The sequence below is a fragment of the Leptolyngbya sp. CCY15150 genome, assembly GCF_016888135.1.
In the GTDB taxonomy this organism is placed as follows: Bacteria; Cyanobacteriota; Cyanobacteriia; order RECH01; family RECH01; genus RECH01.
Map to the genome: position 1 here is coordinate 1 of NZ_JACSWB010000165.1, position 23523 is coordinate 23523.

Annotated in this window: 22 protein-coding genes and 1 pseudogene; 4 read left to right on the plus strand and 19 right to left on the minus strand. The window is 51.5% G+C overall.

Features of this window, described 5'->3' with window-relative positions:
• Positions 1-173: 173 nt before the first annotated feature.
• The 8 genes and pseudogenes from JUJ53_RS09665 to JUJ53_RS09695 all read right to left on the minus strand — a co-directional run.
• Positions 174-658, minus strand: a pseudogene (locus tag JUJ53_RS09665) (IS1 family transposase); the annotation flags it as partial.
• A 140-nt stretch (positions 659-798) separates the two neighbouring features.
• On the minus strand, positions 799-957 hold the full coding sequence (locus JUJ53_RS09670; protein ID WP_204151805.1) for a hypothetical protein: 159 nt from the start codon (positions 955-957) through the stop codon (positions 799-801).
• 36 nt (positions 958-993) lie between these two features.
• Positions 994-1509: a hypothetical protein gene (locus JUJ53_RS09675; protein ID WP_204151806.1), complete on the minus strand. Its 516-nt coding sequence runs from the start codon at positions 1507-1509 to the stop codon at positions 994-996.
• A 245-nt stretch (positions 1510-1754) separates the two neighbouring features.
• Positions 1755-2165 carry a hypothetical protein gene (locus tag JUJ53_RS09680; RefSeq protein WP_204151807.1) on the minus strand — a complete coding sequence of 137 codons (411 nt, stop codon included), beginning with the start codon at positions 2163-2165 and terminating at the stop codon, positions 1755-1757.
• A 252-nt stretch (positions 2166-2417) separates the two neighbouring features.
• Positions 2418-5582 carry an MFS transporter gene (locus tag JUJ53_RS09685; RefSeq protein WP_239124936.1) on the minus strand — a complete coding sequence of 1055 codons (3165 nt, stop codon included), beginning with the start codon at positions 5580-5582 and terminating at the stop codon, positions 2418-2420.
• Between the two features lie 111 nt (positions 5583-5693).
• Positions 5694-7211, minus strand: a complete 1518-nt coding sequence (locus tag JUJ53_RS09690) for an FAD-dependent oxidoreductase (protein ID WP_343327926.1) — start codon at positions 7209-7211, stop codon at positions 5694-5696.
• Positions 7212-7317: 106 nt separating this feature from the next.
• Positions 7318-7461: a DUF5670 family protein gene (locus JUJ53_RS24635; RefSeq protein WP_239124937.1), complete on the minus strand. Its 144-nt coding sequence runs from the start codon at positions 7459-7461 to the stop codon at positions 7318-7320.
• Between the two features lie 170 nt (positions 7462-7631).
• On the minus strand, positions 7632-7808 hold the full coding sequence (locus JUJ53_RS09695) for a CsbD family protein (RefSeq protein ID WP_204151810.1): 177 nt from the start codon (positions 7806-7808) through the stop codon (positions 7632-7634).
• Positions 7809-8223: 415 nt separating this feature from the next.
• On the opposite strand from JUJ53_RS09695, the gene JUJ53_RS09700 reads away from it, so the two are divergent.
• The 3 genes from JUJ53_RS09700 to JUJ53_RS09710 all read left to right on the plus strand — a co-directional run bounded on the left by JUJ53_RS09700 (position 8224) and on the right by JUJ53_RS09710 (position 13386).
• Entirely contained in the window at positions 8224-11184 is a 2961-nt protein-coding gene (locus JUJ53_RS09700; RefSeq protein WP_204151811.1) for a chemotaxis protein CheB, read from the plus strand.
• Between the two features lie 376 nt (positions 11185-11560).
• A complete protein-coding gene (locus JUJ53_RS09705; protein WP_204151812.1) occupies positions 11561-12244 on the plus strand; it encodes a PAS domain-containing protein in 684 nt (227 codons plus the stop codon).
• Positions 12245-12300: 56 nt separating this feature from the next.
• Positions 12301-13386, plus strand: a complete 1086-nt coding sequence (locus JUJ53_RS09710; protein ID WP_204151813.1) for a sensor domain-containing diguanylate cyclase — start codon at positions 12301-12303, stop codon at positions 13384-13386.
• Positions 13387-13672: 286 nt separating this feature from the next.
• Here JUJ53_RS09710 and JUJ53_RS09715 read toward each other — a convergent pair whose 3' ends face one another.
• The 9 genes from JUJ53_RS09715 to JUJ53_RS09760 form a co-directional block, all read right to left on the minus strand.
• Complete coding sequence (locus tag JUJ53_RS09715; protein WP_204151814.1) at positions 13673-13981, minus strand: ssl1498 family light-harvesting-like protein; 309 nt, start codon at positions 13979-13981, stop codon at positions 13673-13675.
• A gap of 433 nt (positions 13982-14414) precedes the next feature.
• Complete coding sequence (locus tag JUJ53_RS09725; protein WP_239124939.1) at positions 14415-14933, minus strand: response regulator; 519 nt, start codon at positions 14931-14933, stop codon at positions 14415-14417.
• A gap of 573 nt (positions 14934-15506) precedes the next feature.
• Positions 15507-15836 (minus strand): hypothetical protein, encoded by a 330-nt coding sequence (locus JUJ53_RS09730; protein WP_204151816.1) that lies wholly within the window; start codon positions 15834-15836, stop codon positions 15507-15509.
• Positions 15837-15964: 128 nt separating this feature from the next.
• Positions 15965-16234 carry a GlsB/YeaQ/YmgE family stress response membrane protein gene (locus JUJ53_RS09735; RefSeq protein WP_204151817.1) on the minus strand — a complete coding sequence of 90 codons (270 nt, stop codon included), beginning with the start codon at positions 16232-16234 and terminating at the stop codon, positions 15965-15967.
• Between the two features lie 144 nt (positions 16235-16378).
• Positions 16379-16915, minus strand: a complete 537-nt coding sequence (locus tag JUJ53_RS09740; RefSeq protein WP_204151818.1) for a Dps family protein — start codon at positions 16913-16915, stop codon at positions 16379-16381.
• A 337-nt stretch (positions 16916-17252) separates the two neighbouring features.
• Complete coding sequence (locus tag JUJ53_RS09745; RefSeq protein WP_204151819.1) at positions 17253-17693, minus strand: BON domain-containing protein; 441 nt, start codon at positions 17691-17693, stop codon at positions 17253-17255.
• Between the two features lie 292 nt (positions 17694-17985).
• Positions 17986-18690: a general stress protein gene (locus JUJ53_RS09750; protein WP_239124940.1), complete on the minus strand. Its 705-nt coding sequence runs from the start codon at positions 18688-18690 to the stop codon at positions 17986-17988.
• 77 nt (positions 18691-18767) lie between these two features.
• The gene (locus JUJ53_RS09755; protein WP_204151820.1) at positions 18768-18950 is read right to left on the minus strand and encodes a CsbD family protein; all 183 of its coding nucleotides are present in this window, start codon (positions 18948-18950) and stop codon (positions 18768-18770) included.
• A gap of 259 nt (positions 18951-19209) precedes the next feature.
• The gene (locus JUJ53_RS09760) at positions 19210-19962 is read right to left on the minus strand and encodes a sterol desaturase family protein (RefSeq protein ID WP_204151821.1); all 753 of its coding nucleotides are present in this window, start codon (positions 19960-19962) and stop codon (positions 19210-19212) included.
• Positions 19963-20745: 783 nt separating this feature from the next.
• On the opposite strand from JUJ53_RS09760, the gene JUJ53_RS09765 reads away from it, so the two are divergent.
• Positions 20746-22080: a DUF2254 domain-containing protein gene (locus JUJ53_RS09765; protein ID WP_204151822.1), complete on the plus strand. Its 1335-nt coding sequence runs from the start codon at positions 20746-20748 to the stop codon at positions 22078-22080.
• Between the two features lie 101 nt (positions 22081-22181).
• On the opposite strand, the gene JUJ53_RS09770 is transcribed toward JUJ53_RS09765, so the two are convergent.
• On the minus strand, positions 22182-22856 hold the full coding sequence (locus JUJ53_RS09770) for a hypothetical protein (protein WP_204151823.1): 675 nt from the start codon (positions 22854-22856) through the stop codon (positions 22182-22184).
• A gap of 392 nt (positions 22857-23248) precedes the next feature.
• The gene (locus JUJ53_RS25465) at positions 23249-23416 is read right to left on the minus strand and encodes a fatty acid desaturase (RefSeq protein WP_204151824.1); all 168 of its coding nucleotides are present in this window, start codon (positions 23414-23416) and stop codon (positions 23249-23251) included.
• Between the last annotated feature and the right edge of the window lie 107 nt (positions 23417-23523).

Below are 23523 nucleotides of genomic sequence, written 5' to 3' on the forward strand. Positions count from 1 at the left end.
GTGTTAGCCAATCAAGTGTTTGAGTCGATAGAGTCGGTTGAAGACCTGGTTTACCAACGCTGTCAGCGATTGTTGCAGCAGCAAGACCTGATTCGAGATCTCACGTTTTACCATTGGTGGCCAGGGTACGACAGGGACACTCATGTCGCCTCATCATGTGCATTCAACCCGACTTGATATAATTGCTCAATGAATGTATCGGTATGCTTGCCCACACAAGCCGCGAGAATCAAGCCACTAGAGCAGGCAAGACTCAAGCCAATCCAACAATCGCCCTGATTCAGTTCCGCAGGTGTGCATTGCTTCTGTTTTTTGAAACGAAGAACCACATTTCATCGGCACTGACCTCTTCGGTTTCGACAGCTTGAACGTCCTGGTTGTGAACCAACTGCGCTTTTTGACTGGCCGCTCGAATAATGCTGACGACGGTGTTGTAAGCCAGTTGAGTGGTGCGACTAATCCCACGCAGACTACTGCCTTCACTGTGGGCTTGCAGAACTTGGCGAATGTGTTCACGACTCACATGACGACGGTAGTAAAGACTATCCATGGTTTCAGAAAAGGTTTGGTGGCAAGCAGGACAACGATAGCGTTGATGGCCATTGGGCATCTTGCCGTGTTTATGGGCTTTGCTATGACCGCACAGGAGGCATTCCATCACGTGATGTTTAGTTCATGGGCTTCTCTAATTCTATCAGTCCCACATCTGATTGATGCACTACCGATGGTAAGTCGCTTAGGCATAGAGAGAATACAGAAGAGTCAGAGGGGATTCTTCTATATTAATATCATGGTCATTCATTCCGACTTGATATGAGCCAGTTCCACAGCCGCTTCACCAGGCTGCTCCTGAGCGTCAATCTGGCTCATCCATTCCTCAAGCGTGGTGGCTGCCTCAGGTATCTCGCTGAGTCGAGCAGCCTCGACCGGAACCTCTTCCGTCGAAGAAACGGTCAACGACATTCAAGTAATTTGATTTCAATATCCAAAAGACTACTTGCGTCCCCCCAGCCACTTGGCAGCGATCGCCCCAAACGCTGCACCAATGAGCGGGTTACTCAAAAACTTCACCAATGCCGGTTGATCGGCCAGCACCTCATGAAACACATCGGGATGGTTGTGATACGTAAATCCCGCCAATTTGCTCACATCATCTGCACTCATTCGCTTAGGATTGTGGGTAGATAATGACAATTGGCTTTCCAAAGCACGAACATATAAGCCGCGCTTTTTTAAGTGGCTCAAAAATTCCTTTGCAACATCATCACGTTGGTTGGGTTTAATTTGGGCGATCGCCTTTTGCAGTTCTGGCTCCATCTGGCTAGCCGGTACGCGATCGGGGCTCAGGGACTGACTGAACAGTTGATGGCGCTCAGTTCGTGACGATCGCTGCGCAAAATCATCAAAGTTTTGGTAATCGTCGTTGCTGGATGCATCGGGCAACGTTTCTGGGTCGCCGCCTGCCAGATCCTGCATGATTTGCCGTTTGTACTCGTCGCTACTAGCCATTGCTTTAACGTCCTTATCAAGAAATTGTTGAATTTTATCGATCTAAGCTTCTCTAGCCCACCTAGGTAAGTAGAAAATCCCATTTAATTGCAGGATGCTTTAGCGACAGTGCAAGGCATCCATGTCTGTGGGATGGTGTGTTACGGCTACGCCTAATGCCACCCTGCAACTAAGATTTTCTAGCCTGCCTAGATGGATTCTTAGATTCTTATCCCATGTCACGAGGTTGTTCTTCTAGAGAGCCGTTAGCTCGCAGCCTGATACTCGATCTGCTTAGACTGGGCATCGTAACGCGCCGTAAGAATCAGCTTTTTATCCGGCGCATAAACCAAAACGCTGAGGTCTTGGTTGGGGAAGCTTTTACGGAAGCCTTGGGCAAGGGATTGCGCCAGTGCTTTCACGTCATCCGGGCGAACCTGGGTGGAAATTACAGCTCCTAGTTTGTTGTTGTTCCGGACAAAAGCATCGGTAATTAAGCCTTTGCTCGTTTCAACCACCCAATCCCCAAAGGCTTGGCCTGTGGCAGAATCGCCCCGTGCAAGTTGGGCATATTCTGCACTGCGAGTGAAGACAGAATTGCTTGCCTGGGGGGTCTGGGTGCCGGTGCCACCACAGGCTGTACTTAATACCAGAATGCAGGCTAGAACCAGAGCCATGAAGCTCTGACGAATACGAGAAGCAGGGTTTGTGTCTTGTAACTGTCCCCTAGGCGCAGTCGTGGGCCTAACCTTCCCGAGGGGAATAGGGGACGTCTCGTATGGGGTTTGGCTGCGCTCAGCCAGCGGAGTCTTGGGGGTGCTGATCATGTTTTCACCTGTTGAGAGATTGCTGTGGGTTGAAGCGGGCCGTAGCCCGAACATTCAAGCGCTGAGTGACCCACCCCAAAACGGTCGGTCACTCAGCCTGGTTTATGGAACAACAAATCGGGTCGCGGCTACGAACCCAGCAAGTGCCGAGGCTCCTAGGGAGAACAAGGCAGAGCTAAAGACCCACCAAGCTGCCTGCGCCGCCATTTTGCGCGTTTCCCGCACCTGCCGTTGGGCTTCATCTTTGATGGATTGCAGTCGCCGCTGGGTTTCCTGCTGCACCCGCTCCACTTGATGCAGCACGTTGTCCCGCGCGGCTTCAACTTGGTCAATGATGCTGTTGGCATCGGCTTCAGAGATGTCATCCCGGGAACTCATCACCGCCACTAGGGTTTCCCGGTCGAACTGGGTGAGGCGATCGCGTAGGGCATCTAACCCCATCTGCGGATCATCAAACAGTTGGCTAAAGTCCCGCTTGATTCCCTCATAGTTAAGTTCAGGGCGTTCCAAGCCATTCAGGTAGCTGCGAACATTGTCGAACCCCTTATCAATCGTGGACTGCACCGCCCGCTGCACTTTCTGGAGCTGTTCCACTACCGCCCGGAAATTCGCTTCCACCTGATCGGCAATGCGATTGGCTTCGTCCTCCGTCATGTCATCCCGTTGGGCCAGCAGCGCCACAAAGGTAGACCGATCGAAATGGGAGACGCGATCGCCTAGGCTACTCAGCCCTGCCCGAGGATCCTGCAACAAAAGCTGTAAATCGCGCTTAATGCCTTCAGGATTGAGCTCCTCTTTTTCCGTGTGGCGCAGATAGCTTTCCAGGTTGGCTTCAAAGTCCACCGCCTGTTGCTGTACCCGATTAGCTAAACGTCGGGGCGCTTTAATCAGGCTACGAATAGCGGCCTGCACTTGGTCAATGGCATGATTCACCTGCTCTTCCGTCAGGTCATCCCGCTGGCTCAAGAGTTTGACCAAGGTCTCCCGATCCATATGAGACAACCGCTCCTGAATGGCCGCGCCGCCCGCCTTCGGATTATTCAGCAAGGTGGATAGGTCGTGCTGAATCCCTTCGGGGTTGAGTTCATCCAGATTGGTGTTGCGGAGATAATCAGCCAGGGCTTGAGTGGTCTCGTCGTACTGCGCTTTGGCTTTGCCTGCCAGCTTTTGCGGAGCCTGCAAGATGCTGTCTCGTACCGATTCCACCTGATCAAGCACCTCGTTGACCCGGTCTTCGCTAAGGTCTTCACGCTCACTCAGGAGCTGCACGAGGGTTTCGCGATCGAACTGTGAGAGGCGCACCCGCAGAGCACTCAGGCCGGCTTCTGGATCGTCAAACAGCATTTTTAGATCCCGCTGGATGCCTTCGGGGTTGAGTTCGTCTTGGTGGGTATGGCGCAGATAATCGGCTACCTTCTGGCGCAGTTCTTGGGTTTTCGTTTGAGCCTGATGTTGCAAGGATTGCGCGTCAGACAGAACGCGATCGCGGGCACCCTCTAGCTGATTGACCAGTTCATTAGCCTCTTCGTCGCCCATGTCCGAGCGCTGGCTCAGCATGTGCGCTAGAGTGCCGCGATCAAACTGCTGGAGGCGATCGCCTAAGTCATCTGCCCCCGCGTCGGAATCGGTGAGCAAGGCTTGAAAATCGTGGGCGATCGCTTCAGAGGTGAGATCCGCCTTATCCGTAGAGTGCAGATACGTTTCGACCTTAACCCGGATAGCCTCAGATTTTTCCTGAGTTTCTGCCCCATGAACCGTGGCAAACACCTCGGCACGAATGGCTTCTAAGTGGTTCGCCAAATCCTGGGTTTTTTCTGGCGTAAAGTCTTCTCGCAGGTTGAGTACCTGGACAAAATAGTCGCGATCGATGAGCGCCAACTCTTGGCGAATGATGCTGGGATCCGCAGCGGCATCATAAATCACGTCGCGAAATTCCTGTTTCACAGTTTCCCGGTTTAGTTTCCAAGGAGACGAAAACAGCAGGTAGTTTTCCAGGTCTGCCTGAATGACACTAAACGGTTTGGGCTGTGCAGACTTGCCGTTGGCGCGACCGTTAGCGCGACCGCTGGCGCGACCGTTGGCATGATCGTTGGCATGGCTGTTATCAGAGCCATTAGACTGCAATAAATTGCTGCCAAAGGTTCGCAGTTGGCTACCAATCTTTTCGACATCGATATCAGAGATATCAACATTTTGCAGCACCCGGCTCAACAGCGCTGTCGTGCCAAACTGCAGGGCTTGACTGGTCAGGCTACCGCTGGGCTGGCGCTGGGCTGACGTGGTTTTGATCAGGTCATTTAACTGCTGGCTTAGCTCACCCGATTGCAGATCTTCTGGCGCTGCTGACTTCAACTGCGCCAGCAATGCCTGCGGGTCAGGCTGATTGTTGGAACCGACCACCTTTTTCCAGGCAGCTTCTAGCTGATCGGTGATGCTGTTGATATCGCGCTTCGAGAGATCGGTGCGGCTGCTCACTAGCTTCACGAAGGTGTCGCGGTTGACGTTCTTGAGCAGATCACTGCTAGCGATCGCCTCTAAGTCAGCATCCTTCAATAGCTTTTCAAACTGTCCCCCCAGTTGATCCAGATTCAAGTTCGGCAACTGGACGTTGTCTAAGGAACGTTGCAGCGTTGTCCGAATCGTATCAGGATCAAAGCCTGCGGTTAACTCCCGCCGCACCGCCGCCGTAATGTCTTCAGCGGTAGACACCATTTGGCTCTTCGCCATGTTGGCTCCCAGCATCGCCGTGCCTGCGCCGAGTAAGCTTTGTGCGCCAGCCGTCGCGGTGCTGATCACCGAGCCGAGCAGGGAACCCAAGGCTGTGGAGCTAAGCCAAGTCAGGGCTGTAAAAAAAACTGCCCAGATAATGATCCCGGTAATCGCCCCCAGCCCAGGACTGCTCAATAAACTGAGTTTGACGGCTAGAAAACAAGCGGCAAATAGGGCAATACTGATGCTCACCAGTAGACCCAATCCGACTTTGGTTTCAATGCCGTGAACGGTGTCACCTAGGCTTTCAGAATCGCTATTGCTACTATTGCTTGATGGACTGTCTGGGGTGGCAATGACCGCGATCGCTAGGTTGGTAAAGAGTAGTTGAAAGGCAAAGGCCATTACTACCCCTGCCACTAAAGCCAGAAAGAAATTCGGGCCTGAAAATAAAACGACAGGCTCACCTGGAGATAATTGTCCGAGCATCTGGCTGGGTGCTAATGCGGCGGCCCAGCTACTAGAGTTGCCAAAATCAAAGGCTAACGTTACTACCATCATGAAGGTTACACCCATTGCAATAAAGAATTTTCGTGTTCTTCGACTTAAAATCATCGTTGTTAACTCCCAAAATAAAGTTCACGACTCAATCGTTCTGAGACAAAAGCGTTAACTGATGGTTTGCTGTTCTAAATCTTTGACGGATGGCCCGTGAAGCACCTTGCCATCGCAGCTAAATCGAGAGCCGTGACAGGCACAATCCCAGCTCGTCTCGGCGTTATTCCAACTGACAATACAAGCTAAGTGAGGGCACACGGCAGAAACTGCATGAACGGTGCCCTCTTCATCTCGGTAGGCGGCAATTTTGTCACCATCAATTGTGAGCAGTTTGCCTTCGCCCTTAGACACCTCAGTTAAAGAAGACGATTGAAGATTTTTGAAGCGATCGCCCACCCAACGAGCGGCAACATCCATCCCATTCTTAATCAGGTCTGGCTTTAAAAATGGTGTGGCGCGAGTGGCCTCGTATAGCTCGGCATAGGGATTTTCCTTACCTAAAATTAGATCCGAAAGTAGCATTCCTGACATCACGCCCTTCGACATTCCCCAGAGACTAAATCCGGTAGCACCATAGATATGCTTGCTCAGGGGCGTCAGTTGACCTACGTAGGGCAGTTGATCAAACGACACCATATCCTGATTTGACCAGCGGTAATCCAAGGTATCAATGCCGAAGCGATCGCGGACGTAGGTTTCCAGCTTTTGGTAGCAGGCTTCTGTATCCGTAACCGTCCCAACTTTATGCCCTTCACCGCCCACGAGCAGCAGCAGTCCGTCCTCATGGGGCGTTGTGCGAATGGAGTGAGACCCTTTTCCACTGCCGATAAACATCCCCTCCGGTGCTTTCGCGGGATCAATTTTGGCTCCCACAATGTAAGACCGTTTGGGATGGGTTTTGGCGAAGAAAAGACCTTGGTCTAAAATCGGCAGATTGGTCGCCACAATCACATCACGGGCGTTAATCACGCCATGCTCGGTGATCACCTGACAGAGATCATCTTCTTCAACCTTGAGAACCCGCGTACGCTCCAGTAAATGACTGCCATCACCTGGAAGGGTTTGCGCGAGATGGAGTAGATATTTGCGGACGTGGAACTGAGCCTGGTTGTCAAATTTGACGGCACCGGCGATCGCAAAAGGGAGCGATGTTTCTTGCACAAAGGAGGCCGGTAGCCCTAGTTTGAGAGCGGCTTCCACTTCATCTTTAATTTTATCAAGCTCACTGTCTGGCTCGGCAAAGGTATAGGCGCTTTGACGGCTAAAATCACAATCAATGTGTTCTGCTTCGACCAATGCCGCCACATATTCAATTGCCGCTTGATTAGATTCTCCATAGAGGCGGGCTTTTGGCTCGCCAATTTGCTCGATCAAATCGGCGTATATCAATTGATGTAGTGACGTGACCTTGGCCGTCGTATGTCCGCTGACCCCTGCAGCGACATGACCAGACTCAATAACCGCAACGGTTTTTCCCGCTTTCTTAAGCTGGGTAGCCGCCGTTAATCCCACGATTCCAGCGCCGATGATAGCCACATCCACTGAAAGGCGGTTGCTAAAAGCCGGATAGGCTGTTGTGGGCGTTGAGTCGATCCAAAAGGAGACTTGTTTTCCCGATGATGTTGTGATCATATGCATTACCCAGTTCTAATTCCGTAGTGCGATCGCCCTAATCTACCGTAGAGCGACACAGACTGTGTTTTAACAAGAGTGTGTAGGAAAGCCAACCTAAAATTTAGCCAAATAGCAAGATATACACAAAGCCAAACAACGCAAAAACCAGTAGTAGATGAATTAGACTGCCACCAACGTTAATGGCAAAACCTAGTGCCAAAAGCACGAACAGGACAACGACAATAGCCCAGATTAACTTCAACATTTCTATTGCTCTGTACAGCCGCAAAATGCCTCAAACGGATATGCCGCTGAGCGATCGCAATTCATTTATGCTGATGAAGCAACATTCTCCCAGAATATTTTCCTGAATAAATCACACTTTAGGAATAAATGACACGTTAGTTAGTACTCAAATAGTAGTGGATCGGCTATTCAACGATTTTGTACTGCATCCTTGAGTTTCTCAATCTGATGGCGAAGTTTTGCCTCTGCCTGTTTAGCTTTGCCCTTGGCTTGGGTTTTAGGGTTGTCAGTCAGAGCACCTGCTGCTTCCTGAATCTTGCCTTCAATATTCTTGGCTGTGGCCTTAGCTTTGTCTTGTAAACCCATGATCATCACCTTAAATCGAGCATGTTGAACTTGAGCAACTCTAATCGAGGCTGGGTTTAAGCATTTTGCTCATGAATTTATGGTGATCGACAAGCTTTTGATTTAATGATTGATTTGATGAAGCGCTGAATGAATTGCTTGAATATGATATAAAACGTAAGAAAAGAAATACTTTGCTGGGCAGGGCAGGATAGATGAGATCGTTTCCACTCCTGAACTCATGGACAAGTGCAGCTCTCAAGGGTGATTGGATCAATGAGGAAGCGAGCAAATCTTGATATAGTTGATACATCTTGGCCCTCTATGCCGCCAGCGAAAACCAAGCTAATCGGTACAGGTTGCAAGAAAAAGCATGGGTCTTAGGAACCAAGATTCCTGCCCTTGGAGGCAATGCAAGACTCAAGGAGTACTAGGTATGTCTCTCCCGCAACCCGCCGCCGATGACGCTGTACCAGCCTCTGCCCAGACAGAGGAGATGTTTCCTGTGGTGGCGATCGGGGCGTCGGCAGGGGGGCTGGAGGCGTTTACCCAACTGCTGGGTCATCTGTCTGCGACTACGGGCATGGCCTTTGTGCTGGTGCAGCATCTAGACCCCAATCAGCCTAGTCTGCTGAGTGAGATCATGGGCCGCACCACCGAGATGCCGGTGCTAGAGGTGACTGATGGGATGGCGATCGCCCCCAACCAGGTCTACGTCATTCCCCCCAATGCGGCGATGACCATTGTGGCGGGCGAGCTGCGGCTGCAACCCCGACCGCGATCGCGTACGGGCAGCCATGCGATCGACAACTTCTTCATTGCCCTGGCCCAGGAGCGGGGCAACCGGGCCATCGGCGTGGTGCTCTCAGGGGCTAATGCCGACGGTACCTTGGGTCTGGAAGCGATCAAGGCGGCAGGGGGGATCACCTTCTCCCAGTCGGAGGCGTCGGCCAAATTTAGCAGTATGCCCCACATGGCGATCGCCACTGGCCAGGTGGACTTCATTCAAACGCCGGAGGAAATTGCCCAGACCCTGGCCCACCTCAGCGAGCACCCCTACGTCGCTAGCCCCAGCCTGGTAGAACCAGCGCCTCAGGAGGGAGACAACGCCGTAGCCGCCATTCTCACGTTGCTGAAGCGGGCCACTAAAATTGACTTTACCCAGTACAAACCCACCACCGTCAAGCGGCGCATCTTTCGCCGCATGGCTCTGCATCACCTAGAAAGCCTAGAGAGCTACGGCCAGTACCTTCAAGCCAATCCCGACGAGGTGAAGGCCTTGCACCAGGAAATGTTGATTGGCGTGACCAGCTTCTTTCGTGATGATGAGGTGTTTACGGCTCTAGAGCAGATGGTGTTTCCAACCCTTCTGAGGGAACGCAACCCCGACCAACCCCTGCGGATTTGGGTGGCGGGCTGCTCCACTGGTGAAGAGGCCTACTCCATCGCCATTGGCCTGCTAGAGTACCTAGGTCGCCACAGCACCAGCCCGCCCATTCAAATTTTTGCCACCGATGTCAGCGAGCGGGCCATTGAGGTGGCCCGCTTGGGCTGGTATTCGCCCAGCCAGGTGAGCGATGTATCGCCGGAGCGGTTGCAGCGGTTTTTTGTGCCTGCCGACGGCGGCTACCAAATCAACAAAGTGGTGCGGGAGCTGTGCATTTTTGCCTGCCAAAACCTAATCACCGATCCGCCCTTTTCGCGGCTGGATCTGATTAGCTGCCGCAATGTGTTGATTTACTTTAGGGCAGCGTTGCAGAGCAAAGTGCTGCCTATGTTTCACTACGGTCTCAAGCCCGACGGCTTTTTGCTGCTGGGATCATCGGAGACGGTGGGGGAGTTTAGCTACCTATTTTCCCTGGTGGACAGCCGCTATAAGCTCTACGCCAAGCAGTCGTCGTCGCTGCCGCTGACCTTTGACTTTGACCCCACCACCTACACCCCCAGCCCCCAGCCCTCTCGGCCCGAGCCAGCCCGCGATCGCTCCCCAGACATCGACCTCTATGCCCTAGCCGACCAAATGCTGCTCAACCGCTACAGTCCGGCGGGGGTGCTGGTGAATGACCGGCTGGAGATTTTGCAGTTTCGGGGACAGACCGGGGCCTACCTAGAGCCGGCCCCCGGTCGCGCCAGCCTCAATCTGCTCGTCATGGCCAAGGATGGGCTACGGCTTGATCTGCGCACCGCCCTCTACCAGGCCCAGCAAACTAACCAGGTCGTGCAGCGGCGATCGCTGGTGCTGACCTCGGGCGATCGCCCCCATCCAGTACAGATTGAAATTGTGCCCCTGAAGCCCCAGCCCGCTGGCAAAGACTGCTACCTGGTACTGTTTACCGACAGTCGGTCGGATAGCGCCCCCGAAGTTCCTACCATCGATGTTGATCCTGTCGCCGTGCGTGAGATCAACCAGTATGTGCAGGAAAACCTGGCCCTCCAGCAAGATCTCGACACCACGCGATTGCACCTGCAATCGATCATTCAGGAGCAAGAGGCCACCAACCAGGATCTGCGGGCCGCCAACGAAGAGATTCTCTCCAGCAACGAAGAACTGCAAAGCACCAACGAAGAGCTGCAAACCGCTAAGGAAGAGATCCAGGCCACCAACGAAGAACTCAGCACCATCAACGATGAGCTCTACCGCCGCAATGCCGAAACCACCCGCATCAGCGACGACTTTCAAAACCTGCTCAGCAGCATCCACATTCCCATTCTCATGCTCGAAGATGACCTGAAAATCCGCCGCTTTACCCCCACCGCCGCCGCCCTGTTTAACCTGATCCCCGGCGACGTGGGCCGCCCCCTGAGCGACATCAACCACCGCCTAGCGGTAGACGATTTAGAAGCCAGAATTTTGAACGTGATCGACACCCTAGAGCAAACCAGTCAGGAGATCCAGAGTCAGGAGGGCCACTGGTACGACCTGCGGATTCGCCCCTACCGCACCCTCGACAACCGCATCGACGGGGCGGTGGTGGTGCTGGTAGATATTGACAGCCTTAAGCGCAGCACCGAGCAGGTGCGCCAGGCCCGCGACTACGCCGACGCCATTGTGCAGACCGTGCGCGAGGCCCTAGTGGTGCTCACCGGCGACCTGCGAGTGGTGACGGCCAATCGACAGTTTTATCAGACCTTTCAGGTTAGCCCTAGCGACACTGAGGGGCGATTGATCTTTGATTTGGGCAACGGTCAGTGGGATAGTCCAAAGCTGCGATCGCTGCTCCACGACCTGCTGCCCCAAAACTTGCAGGTAGACGACTTTGAAGTGGTGCATAGCTTTGAAGCCATTGGCCTCCAAACCATGCGGCTTAACGCCCGCAAGATGATCCAGACCAACGGTGACGACTTAGTATTGCTAGCGATTGAAACCGTGCTTACTCGCACCACCCAGGGGGAATAAGCTAAAGTCAGTCATCGGGCACGTGGCAAGTCTGGATTAAAAAGGTTGATTGAGTGTATGATTTGTATAAGTTAGTTATCAACTAAGATGCGATCGCTTGCAGCAGTGAACTCGGCGACATTCGGCGACATTCGGCGACATATTGACAGCTAAAATATCTTAAGACCCATCGATCAATGGTCACAGAGTCCTGACCTTAAATGTCTAGAAACGTAAAAATCATTCCATAAGCCATTGTTCTCAGGATAGTATTTTGGTATAGCAAGGATAAAAATTGATTATTTCTCAAGCTAACGTCAGAGTCAACATCAACCCTTTGAGAGGGTGCTAATAGCTGTATTCCTGAGATAATTTTCTATTCGCAGGGAAGTTGACCATGAGTATCTCTTATCAAATCGAAGCAGTTTACCAACGTGCTCTCCACCTACGCGAACAGGCCATCAGCACCCCCGTCGATCCATCCCTGCTAGATCTGGCCCTCAAAGACCTCTACTTCGTACTCGAAGAGCTCCAAGCGGTGGATGCAGAGCTGCACGAGCAAAACCAGATGCTCTACAATACCCGGACTCAGGTTGAGGTTGAACGCCAGCGCTACCGCACCCTGTTTGAGCTGGCCCCCGACGGCTATCTAGTCACCGATAAAACGGGCAAAATTTCCCATGCCAACCGGGCGGCAGCGGAGCTGTTTGCCTTGCCTGAGGCTGGGCTAGTGGGCAAACCCCTCATGGTGCTGATCGAGCAGGGCAACTGGTCAACGTTTCAGCGGTGGCTGGCCCAGCCCGACCCTAGTACACCCTGGGAGGTCACGCTCAAGTCGCGGCGGCAGGAGCCAGTTACGGTGGCGATCGCCACCAACTTTCTCAAAGACAGCCCTCACGGGAGTACCACTATTCTTTGGTCACTGCGAGACATATCTCAGCGGCGCTCTCTGGAGCAGCAAATCCAGACGGCTCAGACCAATTTCGAACATCTCATCGCCGCCCGCACCGCTGAGCTCTTAAAAACCAATGCCCAGCTCCGCCAAGAGCTTAGTGACTGCCGCCAAGGTAAAATCCAATAACATCATCGTTTTTCGAACCTCTAAGAGCTCAGTGACTGCCGCCAAGGTAACGTTCAATGAACATCATCGTTAACCGTATTGAGGCCGTGCAGCAACGGGCACTGCTACTACAGCAGCGCGCCAGCACCTTGCCCGTTCATCCCGAACTGCTAGCCCAGGCCCTCAATGATCTCAGCCTGGTGCTCGAAGAGCTACGCACCGCCCACGAAGAATTGATTCAGCAGAACAATGCCCTGGCCGACTACCGCCAGCAGCTAGAAACCGAGCGTCATCGCTACCAAGACCTCTTCAACCTCGCCCCCGACGGCTATTTGGTGAGCGATGCTAAGGGTGTCATTCAGGCGGGGAATGTGGCGATCGCTGCCCTGCTACACCTGTCCCAGGAATCGTTGGTGGGCAAACCCATGGTGCTGTTTCTCCCAGTCAAAAAACGCCGTGCCTTCTACGCCCTGCTGGCCCAGATCAATCACCCCACCCAGTCGTTGCCCATCAAAACCTGGGAAACCCAGATTGTGCCCCGAGAGGGTGCGGCCATCGATGTAGCCATTACGGTCTCCATCAGCTCTGAGAGCGGCGAAGCACGCCTGCGCTGGCTGGTGCGCGACATCACTGCGAAAAAGCAGACCGAGGCCAAAATTCACCGCCAGGCCTTCTACGACCAGCTCACCGGTCTACCCAACCGCGCCTTTCTCGACATTTACCTGCCTAAGGTGCTGGCCCAAGGCGATCGCCAACAAAACCAGGTAGCGGTAGCCTTCTTAGACCTCGACAAATTCAAAGACATCAACGACAGCCTAGGGCACGGGGTGGGCGACCAACTGCTGCATCAGGTAGCCCAGCGTCTGACCCACTGCCTGCGCAAGGAAGATCTGCTGGTGCGCTGGGGTGGCGACGAGTTTATTCTGGTGATCTCGCGGCTGACGGCGACAGAGTCGGTGGAACGTACCTGCGATCGCATTTTAGAGAGTCTGCAGCTTGCCTTTGCGATCGATAACCACCAGTTGCACATCGGCACCAGCATCGGCATCGCCCTCTTTCCTCAGAATGGCACTGATCCCACCACCCTGCTGCGCCACTCCGACCACGCCCTCTACCAGGCCAAGAACCAGGGCCGAAATACCTACCGTTTCTACCAGGCTTGACCATGGATACGTGGGAGGGCGTAACGACTGGCAAGCATTTCGACATCGCTCAATGCTCAAATCCTGATGAGAAGAGGGTTGAGCGTCGTCGAAACCCGGCAGCTTTCATTAAATTAAGTAAACCTACTTAGGTCTAGTGCCAGTAGACTGCGTATTCGCTAAAGCGAAGCCGTAACGCATCCAGTCCTCATGGGACGGTGCGTTACGGCTTTGCCTAATAGGGCCCTACTAGGTAAGGGGTTTAGGACTTGTGTTCACAGGGTATCGATGCAGCAACGTCAGTTGTTTAGCTAACCGAGAAAGCGATCGCCACCAGAACAGCCACAAATACAATAGCTGTGGCTCCAAGAAAAAGGTATCGGCGCTGCTTCCGGGGTGAAGGGTAGGTCGAGGGATACACCTTTGGCTCGGTGGCGAAGTTGTTAATCAGCCCCTCATCGTCTACGGTTGTGCCTGGGACGGCAACATCGCGGGTGGGTGCGTGATCATCGTGGCGAATATTGGCCTGCACCTCGGCGGGTATCAATTCGCTGCCGTCACTGGCATCCGAGGAAATTGAGCCTGTATCCTGTGTCTGGCCTTTTTTACTCGTCATGGGGTCTCCTAAGAAATGGCTATAGTTAGTGATTTAGCTTTCATTAACCTGAAATAATCTGCACTCAGATCGAGTGATCCGAGTCCCATCTAGAAAAGGTGAATGAATTTCTAGATAGGACTCTACAAACGCCTCAAATAGAACTCTCTCTTCTGGAAAGACGATGCGTTCAAAATGGTATGCCGACTCACTCCCCATCCGAATAATGTGCGTATCTGCTGTGTCGTTGATGTAGTAGCAAAGGATCGGTGAAGAGGCTTGGCTCAGCAATGGATTGGGCGATTTAGACTTTAAAAGGGAAAGAATGTAAGTCATGGCTTTTGGAAGACTATGCTAGTATGAATGATTTCCTACAAATCTCTCATCGGGCTGTCTGAGTGGATGTATGATTTGGTTAAGGATGTAGCTATTGTTTACATTGAAGTAGACAGCTTCAAGCGATGCGGCAACAAGATATGGTGTGGCAGGGATGTAGTGTTTCGTCCAGCTTTTGTGTTTCATGAGCCACTCTTAAACATTGCCTTTTTTGAGCTGATTTTCCCAGATGAACTAAATTCCACACTTCGCCAGCTAAATGGTCAATATCAATAGGTTTGAGTAAATGCTCTTCAACCATAGTGAGCAAGCTTTGTGCAAAACCGGCTGAGCAATAGGCTGAAACCACAAGAATTGGAATTTCCTGCGCTCCTCCTAAGGACACAGCTTTTACCCTCTGAATCAGTGCTAATACATCTTCATCAAAAAATCTGATTTCACAGATCAGAAGATCGGGGACTAGGCAGTCTAAAAAAACTACAGCATCGGCGATTGACTTAACAGCCGTTACCTGCGCGCCATGGATTTCCAATAGAATCTTGTAGAGATACTGGCTGTCAGCATCGTTATCAACGACAAGGATCTGAATATCTTTGAGGAGGTCAGCGCTGGGAAGAATTTGACTTTCATAAAACATATTCCTAGCTCCACTGTGATGAATGATTAACGTGCAAGAACTGACGCGAAATGCTGGTTGACTTAGTCCACAAACGCTACTGTATCTTCTAGTAAAGGCATAGCCTGACAGCAATGCTTACAGCGCCAATATACCTGGTTGGAGCGCGCGTGACGAAGCAATAGATGTGAGCAGCAGGGGCACAAATGTCTAGCCCCTACAGATCGTTTCTGAGCGATCGCTTTGGGCCAACTGTAGGTTATCTCTGGGATGGGCACCGATTCAGTATGGATGCTTGTCATAACATTATCTGTTTGATGGATGGGCGGACTATCGAAAGACCTGAATCAAGTCGTTGAGATTATTACCAACATCACTACTGTCTTCATCTGACGGATGTGGCAATGGGGTCGCCACTTAGCGACCCCGTAGCTGATCAGGTGTAGGTAATCCCTGTTGCGCAGTGGTCATGTTTTTGCCGTAGGCCGCCAGGAGCAGCCAAGCTGGGATTCTTGTGAAAGACAAATTGCCTGTCTGACCGTGCTCGCGCTCATCAGCTAAAGACGCCATTGACGATTAGAGTCCTGACAAGGCTCATTTTTTCAGTGCATTTTCGATCTGTTTGATCACGGGCAACTGAGTATCGTCGGAGCTAAACATTTTGTCGCGATCGGCGGTGCCCTGCACCTCGTTTAACCCTCTCTCAGTGGGCTTGTCGATCGGGTTCATCTCCATTGATGGAGTGTCAGCGGTGGCTTCACTTTTTCGGGTGATTTCGTCAAGTTGCACCGTGCCTTCATTGGGCATACGTCTAGCCGCAACGGCAGGGAAGGCGGTAGTGAAGGCGATCGCCACAAGGAGCAGCGTAGAAAACAAAACCCGCATCAAGCGCAGGCGAGAGATCCAATCAGAGAGATAGTTCATAAAACGCTTCCTCAATCAATAAAGTTTGCTTAGGTTCGGAGGCGAGATTCTTGTGGAAAAACGAGAACCCATCGACTGGACTAATCACCAGTCGGGGCATTTATCAGGGCTACAATATCCGCGCCGAGCTATACATTTCTGCGCGCCAGGGTGCCGTAGAGAAAAATGGCAATGATTGCCCCCAAAACGGCGATCACTACCCCACCAATGCTCAGCCCAGGGGCGGTGAGCTGTAGGCTGCCATTTTGAATGAAGCTGTGCAAGGTGCCGCCAATAAAGGCTCCCACAATCCCCAATACCATGGTGGCCAACCAGTTGCCGCCCTGGTAACCGGGGACGATCGCCTTGGCGATAGCACCTGCCAGTAGCCCTAAAATAATCCAGGCAATGATATTCATAACTTTCTCCTTCAGGTTAGTTTCGTTTCAAGTTCGTTTCAATTAGGCGACGTCTGGAAAATATGTTTCCTACAGCAGCTAAGGTTGCTGGCTGAAGCTAGGATTTTATGTTCCAGAAACCTCCTCACACAGCTCAGCTAGAGGCTAAACCCCGGCCATCGCTTTTTTCGACTGGGGCTTTAATCCATCTGATTCCAGCGCCTCGCCTTCCATAAATGAGCGCAGTGTCCAGGCAATTTCTTCATGCTGCACCATCAGCCCAGTGAGAAAGTCGGCGGTGCCGTCATCTTTGAAGTCATCGCTACACTGCTCGATGTGCTCCCGCAGGTTGCGCACAATCTGCTCGTGGTCGGCAAGGAGGTAAGACACCATGCCAGTGGTAGTGGGCACGTCACCACCATGCTCTTTGAGCGAGCAAATCTTTAAGAAACCTTCCATTGTGCCGGTTGGGTAGCCACCCAGGGTTCTCACCCGCTCAGCGATGACATCGGCGTTAATCGTGAGCGCTTCGTAGTGGTCTTTCCACAGCTTGTGAAGGGTCATAAACTGTGGGCCTACGACATCCCAGTGGTATTTTTTTGTTTTGACCAGCAGTAGGTACGTATCCGCTAGGCTTTGGTTGAGCAACGTGATAACACCCTGGCGCTGTTTGCTGGTCAGCCCAATATTGACTTTTTGCATGGCTAGATTTCCTGAGTTAATGGGGGTATTGCGTCAAAAGAGTTACTACACCACAAGCTGCTCTGCATGGCAAAGACGATTGGATTGAGGTAAGTTCTTAACGCCGATCTCGGTATTACACATCCAAGTTTTAGAAGGCTACGGTTTTACTTCCCGATTGAATTGATTGAGTAAGTGATGAATCTTAACAGCCGTGGTTCACGACTCTTGGCTGTTTAAGGTCGGGCACCCTACCTAACCTACAAAATCTGGATATCATAGGCACTTCATTTCTTAGTCAAGACGCGCAGTGCTTCTCTAAACGTGGGAAAATCTGCGCATCTTAGTCGATGTGGGGTTACTTAGGACTAACTTCTGCGTTGATATCGACTGACTGAATACCCTCAAATGCCATGACTAGGGGTTCAATCTCGTTAAACTGCTCTTGGGTTACCACGGTGCCATCGATCGTTGCCATTCCACTGTCGTCGTCAACATCAACCGCCAATCGACTACCTGGCAGTTCACTTTCTAGGGAATTGCGCACATCAACGGCTAAATCTCCTGAGGTTTGCTGTGCAGGATTGCCATCGCGCTGTTCACGGGCGCGGGCATCTGATTCTAGTTGGTCGCTGCGTACGCCGCTATCTGTAGCAGTGGTGTCAGAAGCCGCGCTATCTGTAGCCGTGGTGTCAGAAGTCGCGCTATCTGTAGCCGCGGTGTCAGAACTTTCGCTACAGGCTGCCGTAGCCCCCAGCAATAGAAAGCTACCTAGCACTAACGGAATTATTTTCTTCATGGTTAAAACCTTTTTTTACGGGTGTTATCGAAATCAAAGGGGCGATCGCCTCAGATGATCTCTGGGCAATGAACCTCATCCAAGTTCAGACGAGAAGTTCTGCCTGTGAAAAAACGGCGTTGCTGAATAGCAGAATGATTCCGCAAAATTTTGCATGGAGTTTCAAGGCTCCTAGCTAGAGGTTCACACCCTGATTCAGCAACACCGGAAAACTACCGATCCAGAGATGGACTTGGTCTATTTTTCCAAAGGGTGGGCATTGCTTGCCCTACGTCACCTGTCCTTGCTGGAGCTAGAACTGGTTTCTTGTATCAGGCATCCCCGAACGTGGGCCCGAGGACATTCCAGTAGCACTTCTTCTATCAACACCTTTTGGTGGTGTAGGGGTATTGTGGGTTGTAGCTGTAGGGCTATTGTGGGTTGTAGCAGACTGATCTCCCATTGCGTAAACATCCCACTCGTGAATGTTTTGGTGCTTGAGGATGGGTTCAGCGCGGGCAATGTCGTTTTCTGTGCCATCAACGATGACGAGATACTTACCCTGAGACAAGTGCTCGTTATAGACCTTAGCCCGATCTTCAGGGATACCCAAGCCCACTAGTGCGCCCACTAAGCCACCGGCAGCAGCACCGATCGCTCCACCAGCAACCGTCGAGGCGATCGCTGTAGCGGCTGCCCCAGCTAGCATAATTGGGCCAACTCCAGGAATTGCCAATGTACCTAGCCCGACAAGTAGACCGGTAAGCCCACCCACCGCGCCACCAGAGAGAGCGCCTGTTGTCGCACCATCATCGGCATGGTTACCGTCATTAGCTTTAAGATCTTGAACCTGAGTATTTCCAGTCTGACCCGACTGATTAAGATACTCTGAATCTTGACCAATAATGGATACATGATCCATCTTGTAGCCAATGTCTTTTAGATCTCTTAAAGCTTTCTCTGTGGTTTGATAGTCGGCAAAAACGCCGACACCACGTTGATCCTTCAAAACAACCATTCTATGCTCCTTGTGTTAAAAAAAAATGGGCTGGCACAACACCATACCCAACGGGACTGTCGATTGAGAAATAATGGTTAGTCAACAGCTTTTTTGACGTTATCTTTGGCATCTTCGATGGCGCTGCGTACATCACCTTCGGCCTGTTTGGCTTTACCTTTAGCCTGGGCTTCATGGTTGCCGGTTAGATCGCCGGTGGTCTCTTCAACTTTGCCTTCAACCTTCTTGGCGGCGGCCTTGGCTTTATCTTTAAGACTCATGGTGGGCTCCTTTTGCGAGTTGTCATAGCCTGACTTTGTGAAGTTAGAACAGTCGGGCTATGAAGCTAGTGTTAACCATAGATGTTCTATTTCATGAGTGAATTGTTTAAAAAAATAGACTGATTGAAAAGTTCAGTAAGCTTGACTTTTTAATGTATAAATAATGGTAGTGTGTCACCCAAGTTAAGACGTTGCAAGAATTTCGTGGAAGCTTCGTCAGTCCATCAGACTAACATGTCTTGGTGTTGATGTTGGCTACTTACTCCTCTAGAGAAAAAGAGTTGAGGGCTTGCGTATACCCGGAGTCTTGGGTGCCTAGGAGGCGATCCCAAAAGGTAAAGTAAAGCCCGTAGTGCACATTGTATTTGAGGTGATGAATAGAGTGGTGGGCTGGGCCAATCACCCATTGCCCTAGCCAGTGGTGGGGAAACAGGGCAGGCAGGTGATCTGGCCCCAAGTGGTTGAGCACTGCCCACACGGTCATGGTGGTGAGGACGGCAATCATGGTGATGAAGTGTAGCGGCAGCACAAACACCAGCCCCACCAAAAATAGCGCCTGCACCAAGGCTTCTAGGGGATCAAAGGCAAAGGAGGTCCAGGGGGTGGGGTAGCGCGATCGGTGGTGCCCCTGGTGCATCCAGGCAAAGAGTTTGGGGTGATGAAACAGGCGGTGAGTGAAGTAAAAGTAGGTGTCTTGCAACACCAACGCGGCCCCATAGCTGGCTCCTAGGTACCACAGACCGTAGGTGTGGGGATCGCTGTAGAGGCGGGTTAACCCGGCGCTGTAGGTTGAGAGAATGAGGGCAGCCGCGATCGCAAACACCACCGCTGCGATCGCAGACAGCCGAATATCGTGGCGAATGGTTTGCCAGGAGGGAGACCGGGCGGGCATTCTTTCAGCCCCACCAGAGCTATAAAACACCCAGTAGGTGAGCCCTGCGACTAAAAAATAGCGCCCGAGAATAATCCCTAAAAAGGCGACACTATAAAATTCAAACGAGTCTTCTCTCAAACGGATTCAGTCCTTGCTATGCCCTTTTACGTTACTCCTACAGCACGACAATGCCCGGCTGGGGTGCGCGTAAATCGTCTAACGAGAGCTGGGGGCTCCCGGTGTAATACCGAGTTTAGCAGCAGCTTGAGGAGGGTTTCAATGGCAACTTGCTTGACGTTGACCCATCAGGCGGGGCATGGCTGATCTCCTGCGCAGGTTTGCCGTTGTTGAATGAGCCTTACACCCAGCCCAGTTCAGGAGATGAAAGTTTCCCGAAGATAAAGAACTACTTCTAGACTTGGATTTGCTGTGTTAGCAGCTATGCTATGATGTCACACCCACGCTTGACTTACTGTTTAAGCAGCCTTTGATTTGATTGATTTTGTAAATATCTCACACCCACGCTTGAACTACTGTTTAAGCAGCGTTTGATTTGATTGATTTCGTTAAAAACTTAACAAATTCCTCGAATGCTCTCATGTCCTACCTCTCTCACTTTCCCACCTCTGTTCTTCGCCGTGTCTGTTACATATACAGGTAGGATATCCGCACTAGGGGTGTTTACACGTCACGTAGGATTGCTGTAGGTACCAATCGTTTGAGGCATGGTCTGGATAAATTCTTAGTAGACGGTCATCTTGTCTATCCAGTAAGAATTCTCCATCTCAACAACATCTGTAGCATGGACACCAGTATGGACACCGAATTCAGCTAAATGAGTGGGTCTGGTCAACGTATGAGCTGGAATACTCTAAGATTGATGGATAGATGAGCAAATGTCCTTAGGAGACTTAACTATTGATGGAATCTGCGCAGTTAAGCAAATGGTGGGATTCCCTACACTCTAGTTTTTGGTTTGTGCCATCACTCATGGTAGGGCTAGCCATCGGGCTTTCGTTGCTGACCATTGGTATCGACCACCGGATAGAGGCTGACATCATCAGCGATATGACCTGGTTATACTCATTGGGGCCTAGCGGATCGCGGGCGGTACTCTCTGCGATCGCGGGTTCTATGATGAGCGTCGCCACAACGGCATTTTCCATCACGATTGTGGCGCTGCAGCTAGCCTCTTCCCAGTTCGGGCCGCGTCTGCTGCGAAATTTTATGCAAGATACCGGCAACCAGGTGGTGCTGGGTACGTTTATTTCTACCTTTGTCTATTGCCTGATGGTGCTGCGCACGGTCAATGAGTCGGAGGGCCAAGAGTTTGTGCCCCATGTGGCGGTCACCTGCGCCATTGGCTTAGCGATCGCCAGCATTGGCGTACTCATTTACTTTCTGCACCATGCTGCCTCATCCATTCAGGTCGATAATATTATCAAAGCTGTCGGCGAAGACTTAGAGCAAGCCATCCAGCGGCTGTTTCCTAAAACCACAGAGCATAGCGTCTTAAGCCAGGCGGAAGAAGCGACCGAAATCGATATCCCCACCGGTTTTTATAGCCATTCTTACCCCATCTATGCGAAGAGTGACGGCTATCTCCAGGCCATTGACGATGGCCAACTGATGCAGATCGCCACGAAGAACAATCTAATCATTCAAGTGCAGTTGCGCGCCGGTCGCTTTGTGGTTCGGGGTAGCGAACTGGCGCGAGTCTTCCCTAAGTGCAAGGTCAATAAGCCCCTGACATCCCAGCTTGATGGGGCCTTTGTGCTTGGATCTAAGCGCACCAACCAGCAAGATTTAGAATTTTCTATCAACCAGCTCGTTGAGATTGCGGTGCGAGCCCTGTCGCCAGGCATTAATGATCCGTTTACTGCCGTTCGCTGTATCGACCAAATCAGTGCCACCCTATGCTATCTAGCCCGGCGCGATATCCCCTCGCCCTACCATTATGACAACCAAGATCGACTGCGATTGTTGATGACATCCTTGGCGTTTGTCGATGTCACCGATGCCGCCTTTAACCAAATTCGGCAGAACGGGCGATCGAGCGTGGCGGTCACCATCCGGTTGCTGGAGGCGATCGCCGTCATTGCCCCTTTCACCTACCGACCAGCCGATCGCGCCGCCCTCCGTCGCCAGGCCCAGATGATTGAGCGAGGCAGCCAAGAGGCGATCGCTGAAGAGCTCGATCGCCAGGATATTCAAGCGCAATACTTAGACGCTATCCGTGCGATCGAGCAAATTTAAGATAGATTACCTATGGCTTGAAAAGTCCCTCTCCCGCCCTGGGAGAGGGATTTAGGGTGAGGGCGATAGGTAGCAGGTCATCCAAGAGTAAGTCTTAGATCCTAAACCCTAGCTGGAGCAGCATACTTTGAAGTGGTACGAACGCTACGAGTTCCAGTACTGGCACCCAATAGAGACGAAGCCAAGGCCAACAAAGAGCCAATAAAGAACGACCAGCCTGCCTTTGCAGCATTACCCGCAATATCTCTAGTTTGATCGGCTGTTACCTCGGGCGCTGTGTCCGGTAACGTCAGCCCACCCTGCTGAGCCTGAGCAATGGCATCACCGGCGTTAGACGCTACGATACCGAAGGCTCCAGAAACACCAGAAGAGAGCAACCAAGCACTAATGGCCAGGGTTGTAGCCCACAAAATGGTGGCATTGAGCAGGGCGCTGCTTTTCTTCATCGGGCCAGCGGCTCGCGCAGTTACCCAACCACCCATAAACAGGGCAATGAGCAGGCTAACAATCGACCAAATACCCACAGCCGAGCCGACATCGCCAAGGTTCGACCGAGGGGCACCTGAATTGGCAATGCTGGTAAGACCAATGGCAGCCCCCAAAGCACTTAAAACAAGTTGAGTGGCGATCGCAGTAAATAAACCAGCAAAAATTGGCCCCCAGCGTACGATATCGTGATAGTCCTGATGTGGTACAACAACAGCAGGCTCAACGTAACTTCCTGAAGGCTGATTATTTAGGGCTTGATCACCAATGGGTTGATTAGAATACGTCATTGTAATCTCCTGATAGAGTAAAATCTGAGAGTGAGTTAAACGATCCAGTGGAAGATCTCGTCAACATTTTTTACTTTTTATTGCTGCCGTTTCAAAAGGTCTACATCCACTCAAACGTTGAGACTGCTCCAACTATGTCCTTAAGGTCTCCAAAGGTACTCCTTGAAAGCGTTCTATTTAAAGTCAATAGCAAAATCGCTAGACCCAGAAACGGTAATGAAAATCTGCCTTTGAGACCATCGAAAAGCTAAACAGATTTGGTATTTACGTTTGTATAGTACAGAGTTAAGCAAAAACAATAACCTGTCTTTCGACATAGATTTAAAGGGTGTAACTTTGTCTTGACTAATCCCTATGGTTAACTGCGATCGCTGGGGAATAGAGTTATCTATCTATGGATGTTGACGTACGGAAGGCAACTTATACCAAGGTAGGTTAGGGTATTCATGGTGCTCCCAATGGTAGCCAAAGTGATAGCAGGTTACGAGGGAAATCAGGAGTGGATAATTGCTGCTAACGGCATGGTGGTTGCCCCCAGCAGTCTCTGAGCGATGGGGCAAATACGTGCCGAAAAAAAACTAGGGCGGCAAAACTAGCTGGAGAGCCTTCTGCTCCAGGTTAGCTAAATAAGCTGCAGGGGAACGTCGAAAATGCCGTTGTTGATTGC

What these genes read in the sequence shown, in the direction of transcription:
- JUJ53_RS09675 (WP_204151806.1), bottom strand. Translation starts at nt 1,509, where the DNA reads ATGGCTAGTAGCGACGAGTACAAACGGCAAATCATGCAGGATCTGGCA.
- JUJ53_RS09680 (WP_204151807.1), bottom strand. Translation starts at nt 2,165, where the DNA reads ATGGCTCTGGTTCTAGCCTGCATTCTGGTATTAAGTACAGCCTGTGGT.
- JUJ53_RS09685 (WP_239124936.1), bottom strand. Translation starts at nt 5,582, where the DNA reads ATGGTAGTAACGTTAGCCTTTGATTTTGGCAACTCTAGTAGCTGGGCC.
- JUJ53_RS24635 (WP_239124937.1), bottom strand. Translation starts at nt 7,461, where the DNA reads ATGTTGAAGTTAATCTGGGCTATTGTCGTTGTCCTGTTCGTGCTTTTG.
- JUJ53_RS09695 (WP_204151810.1), bottom strand. Translation starts at nt 7,808, where the DNA reads ATGGGTTTACAAGACAAAGCTAAGGCCACAGCCAAGAATATTGAAGGC.
- JUJ53_RS09700 (WP_204151811.1), top strand. Translation starts at nt 8,224, where the DNA reads ATGTCTCTCCCGCAACCCGCCGCCGATGACGCTGTACCAGCCTCTGCC.
- JUJ53_RS09705 (WP_204151812.1), top strand. Translation starts at nt 11,561, where the DNA reads ATGAGTATCTCTTATCAAATCGAAGCAGTTTACCAACGTGCTCTCCAC.
- JUJ53_RS09710 (WP_204151813.1), top strand. Translation starts at nt 12,301, where the DNA reads ATGAACATCATCGTTAACCGTATTGAGGCCGTGCAGCAACGGGCACTG.
- JUJ53_RS09715 (WP_204151814.1), bottom strand. Translation starts at nt 13,981, where the DNA reads ATGACGAGTAAAAAAGGCCAGACACAGGATACAGGCTCAATTTCCTCG.
- JUJ53_RS09725 (WP_239124939.1), bottom strand. Translation starts at nt 14,933, where the DNA reads ATGTTTTATGAAAGTCAAATTCTTCCCAGCGCTGACCTCCTCAAAGAT.
- JUJ53_RS09730 (WP_204151816.1), bottom strand. Translation starts at nt 15,836, where the DNA reads ATGAACTATCTCTCTGATTGGATCTCTCGCCTGCGCTTGATGCGGGTT.
- JUJ53_RS09735 (WP_204151817.1), bottom strand. Translation starts at nt 16,234, where the DNA reads ATGAATATCATTGCCTGGATTATTTTAGGGCTACTGGCAGGTGCTATC.
- JUJ53_RS09740 (WP_204151818.1), bottom strand. Translation starts at nt 16,915, where the DNA reads ATGCAAAAAGTCAATATTGGGCTGACCAGCAAACAGCGCCAGGGTGTT.
- JUJ53_RS09745 (WP_204151819.1), bottom strand. Translation starts at nt 17,693, where the DNA reads ATGAAGAAAATAATTCCGTTAGTGCTAGGTAGCTTTCTATTGCTGGGG.
- JUJ53_RS09750 (WP_239124940.1), bottom strand. Translation starts at nt 18,690, where the DNA reads ATGGTTGTTTTGAAGGATCAACGTGGTGTCGGCGTTTTTGCCGACTAT.
- JUJ53_RS09755 (WP_204151820.1), bottom strand. Translation starts at nt 18,950, where the DNA reads ATGAGTCTTAAAGATAAAGCCAAGGCCGCCGCCAAGAAGGTTGAAGGC.
- JUJ53_RS09765 (WP_204151822.1), top strand. Translation starts at nt 20,746, where the DNA reads ATGGAATCTGCGCAGTTAAGCAAATGGTGGGATTCCCTACACTCTAGT.
- JUJ53_RS09770 (WP_204151823.1), bottom strand. Translation starts at nt 22,856, where the DNA reads ATGACGTATTCTAATCAACCCATTGGTGATCAAGCCCTAAATAATCAG.